This is a genomic window from Kitasatospora sp. DSM 101779 (genome assembly GCF_025655475.1).
Taxonomy (GTDB): Bacteria; Actinomycetota; Actinomycetes; order Streptomycetales; family Streptomycetaceae; genus Kitasatospora.
Genome location: NZ_JAHTIK010000005.1, coordinates 1 through 3860, shown reverse-complemented (window position 1 = coordinate 3860; position 3860 = coordinate 1). Strand labels below are relative to the sequence as shown.

Here is a 3860-nt window from a genome sequence, read left to right as displayed (position 1 = left end):
CGGGCCCCGCGGTCGCCGCCGCGCCCTCCACGGCCCCCGGCCCGCACGGGCGCACCCAGAGCGCCGCCGTCCTCGGCCACCCCGCCCACGCCCCCCGCACCCCGAGCGCGCCGACCACGGCCGCCCGGCCCGCCACCCCGGACGCCTCCGCGGACCTGGCCGACGGGCAGGCCTCCGTCACCGCCGCCGCACCCGTCCCGCAGGCCGCCGCCGACCTGGCCGCCCCGCTGCGCTGGTCCGACCCTGCCACCCGTCAGCTTCCGCTCGGCGCGGGGCTGACGCTGATCGGACTGGGCCTGGGCCTGGTCGGGGTGAAGCTGCGCCGGGGCTGACCCCGTCCGCCGGGCTCAGCAGGTCGCACCCGCACAAGATCCGCAGCCACTCCCCGCGCCGAACGCCGGTGAGGGAGAATGCCATTCATGACGAACCCGATGAACGAGCGCTCATTGCAGCAGGCCGTCGAGGCGTCGGGCGGGCAGCCGGACGACACGCCGAAGGTGCTGATCGTGGGCCCGGACGGGATGCCGGTCGGCGCCGTCCCGGGCGGTTTCGGCCGGGCGGACGACCAGGGGGAGCCGCGCGAACTTCCGGTGACCGAGATGGTCGAGCAGCCGGCCAAGGTCATGCGGATCGGCAGCATGATCAAGCAGCTGCTGGAGGAGGTCCGGGCGGCACCCCTCGACGAGGCCAGCCGGGCCAGACTCAAGGACATCCACGCCAGCTCGATCAAGGAGCTCGAGCTCGGCCTCGCACCCGAACTGGTCGAGGAGTTGGAGCGGCTCTCGCTGCCCTTCACCGACGACAGCATCCCCACCGAGGCCGAACTCCGGATCGCCCAGGCACAGCTGGTCGGCTGGCTGGAGGGGCTCTTCCACGGCATCCAGACCGCGCTGTTCGCCCAGCAGATGGCCGCCCGGGCGCAGTTGGAGCAGATGCGGCGTGCCCTGCCGCCCGGTCTGCACGGCGCCGAGCCGGGCGAGGAGGAGGGCGGCCCGGGCCGCGGCGTCCGTTCGGGCCCGTACCTCTAGCGGCCGTGTGTCGCAGCCGTTCGGCAACCGCGTTGCAGGCCGGACACAGCTGCGCCCCTGCACCCGATCACGTCGGCGCGAGCCGATACCCTGGGCCCCTGCCGTCGGCCCCCGCGCCGTCGGCAGGGGCCTGCGGGAGCGCGGGCCCGCGCACCGGGCACGCCCGGACGAGACCTGGAAGCAGGGGGACATGAGCGAGGACGGCACCACGGTCGAGGGCCACGCCCTGGGCAACGGTCGGTACGTGCTGCAGCGCCTGCTCGGGCAGGGCGGCATGGCCTCCGTGCACCTGGCGTACGACACGGTGCTGGACCGCCAGGTCGCCGTGAAGACCCTGCACACCGAACTGGGCCGGGAGGCCTCGTTCAAGGAGCGCTTCCGCCGCGAGGCGCAGGCCGTCGCGCGCCTCCAGCACACCAACATCGTGCAGGTCTACGACAGCGGCGAGGACGTCGCCGCGGACGGCGCCACCACCCCGTACATCGTCATGGAGTACGTCGAGGGCCGGGCCCTGCGCGACGTGCTCAACGACGCGATCGGGCAGCACGGCGCGATGCCGACCGCGCAGGCGCTGAAGATCACCGCCGCGGTCCTCTCCGCACTGGAGGCCTCGCACGACCAGGGCCTGGTGCACCGCGACATCAAGCCGGGCAACGTCATGGTCAACACCAAGGGCATCGTCAAGGTGATGGACTTCGGCATCGCCCGCGCGCTGCAGTCCGGCGTCACCTCCATGACGCAGACCGGCATGGTGGTCGGCACCCCGCAGTACCTCTCGCCCGAACAGGCGCTCGGCAAGAGCGTCGACGCCCGCTCCGACCTGTACTCGGTCGGCTGCATGCTCTTCGAGCTGCTGACCGGCGGCCTGCCGTTCGACGGCGACTCGGCCTTCTCCATCGCGTACAAGCACGTGCAGGAGCCGCCGCCGGCGCCCTCGACGATCAACCGGGCGGTCACGCCCGCGGTCGACGCACTGGTCGAGCGCGCGCTGCGCAAGGACCCGGCGCACCGCTTCCCGACCGCGGAGGCGATGCGCGAGGAGGTCGAGCGGGTCGAGTCCGCCGCGCAGGCCGGTGGCGCGCCGCTGCAGGCCTCCACCCCGCTGGTGATCAGCGAGGGCCCGCGCTCGGTGCACGCCGCCCCGTCGCTGACCAACTTCCCGCAGGTCTCCGGTGACATCCGCACGCCGGCCCCGCAGGTGCAGCAGCCGTACCAGCCGCAGGCCAGCACCCCGCCGCCGTACCCGCAGGTGCAGGCGCCGCACACGCCGCAGCCCTTCCCGCAGGCCCCGCACACCCCGCAGCCCTTCCCGCAGGCGCACACCCCGCAGCCCTTCCCGCAGGCCCCGCAGCCGTACCAGACCCCGCGGCCCTTCCCGCAGCAGGCGCACCCCACCGGGCCGATGCCGGCCCAGCCGGGCCCGTTCGTGGCGAAGCCGCAGCCGGGGAACAGCAACGCGGGCTGCTCGACGGCGCTGGTCGTGGTCGGCGTGATCTTCGGCGTGATCGTGCTCGCGGTGATCATCGTGCTGATCGCGGCCGCCCAGGGCGAGAAGAACAAGGGCACCAGCTACGGCAGCTCCCCCCTGGCGCCCGCCGCCTCGGTGGTGCTGGAGCTGCCGCAGGACGGCAGGAGCTAGCGGCACCCCGGACGGCGGCTGTGGCCGCACGTTCCACGGTGACCGCGTCGAAGCGGTAGCGTTTCACAGGACGTAACCGACAGGGCGACTGCGCGCCGAGCGGCCGCCCGGGGCGAGGAGCAATGGCACAGACCGATCGACCGGGAGACGGCGAGGACGCGGACGTCCGGGCCTCCACCGAGGAGACGACGGGACGGGAGCCGGAGACCGCCGAGACGAAGGTCGTGTCGGGCCCGCCGCTCGGGCACACCCCCGGCCGCGGTACCAAGGCCGTGCTCGGCACCGTCGGCGACGGCAGGTACCGCATCACCGGCCGGCTCGGCCGCGGCGGCATGGCCGAGGTGTTCTCCGCGCAGGACGTCCGGCTCGGCCGGACCGTCGCCGTCAAGCTGCTGCGCGCGGACCTGGCCGAGGACGAGATCGCCCGGCTCCGCTTCACGCGGGAGGCGCACGCGGTCGCCGCGCTCAACCACCACTCGATCGTGGCGGTGTACGACACCGGCGAGGAGGTGCTGGACGGCGACTCCACCCCGTACATCGTGATGGAGCTGGTCGAGGGCCGGACGGTCCGCGAGCTGCTGGTGGACGAGGAGGCGCCGCCGGTCGACCAGGCGCTGATCATCATCGCCGGGGTGCTGGAGGCGCTCGCCTACAGCCACAAGCACGGCATCGTGCACCGCGACATCAAGCCCGCCAACGTGATCATCACCAGCGGCGGTGCGGTCAAGGTGATGGACTTCGGCATCGCCCGCGCCCTGACCGGCGCGGCCACCACCATGACCCAGACCGGCATGGTCATGGGCACCCCGCAGTACCTGTCGCCCGAGCAGGCCCTCGGCCGGCCGGTCGACCACCGCTCCGACCTCTACGCGGCCGGCTGCATGCTGTACGAGCTGCTGGCGCTGCGTCCGCCGTTCACCGGCGAGACCCCGCTGTCGGTGGTCTACCAGCACGTCCAGGACAACCCGGTGCCGCCGTCCCGGACCAACGGCCGGGTGCCGGCCGAGCTGGACGACCTGGTCCTGCGCTCGCTGGCCAAGAACCCGGACGACCGCTACCAGACCGCCGACGAGTTCCGGGCCCACGTCCAGCACGCCCTGCGCACCATGCACGGCGCCCAGGGCGCCGGCTATGCGGCCGGTGCCGCCGCCGCTGCGGCCGCCGCGGCCGGGCTGGCCGCCGCCGGCCAGGGC

Annotated in this window: 3 protein-coding genes and 1 pseudogene; all 4 read left to right on the top strand. The window is 74.0% G+C overall.

Features of this window, described 5'->3' with window-relative positions:
* Positions 1–332: pseudogene (locus KSNIM_RS38825) on the top strand (hypothetical protein); the annotation flags it as partial.
* Positions 333–419: 87 nt separating this feature from the next.
* A complete protein-coding gene (locus KSNIM_RS38820; RefSeq protein ID WP_411543916.1) occupies positions 420–1028 on the top strand; it encodes a bacterial proteasome activator family protein in 609 nt (202 codons plus the stop codon).
* 190 nt (positions 1029–1218) lie between these two features.
* A complete protein-coding gene (locus KSNIM_RS38815; RefSeq protein ID WP_263108371.1) occupies positions 1219–2667 on the top strand; it encodes a protein kinase domain-containing protein in 1449 nt (482 codons plus the stop codon).
* Positions 2668–2999: 332 nt separating this feature from the next.
* Positions 3000–3860: protein kinase domain-containing protein (locus tag KSNIM_RS38810; RefSeq protein ID WP_411543917.1), on the top strand; the 861-nt coding region annotated here is incomplete at its 3' end.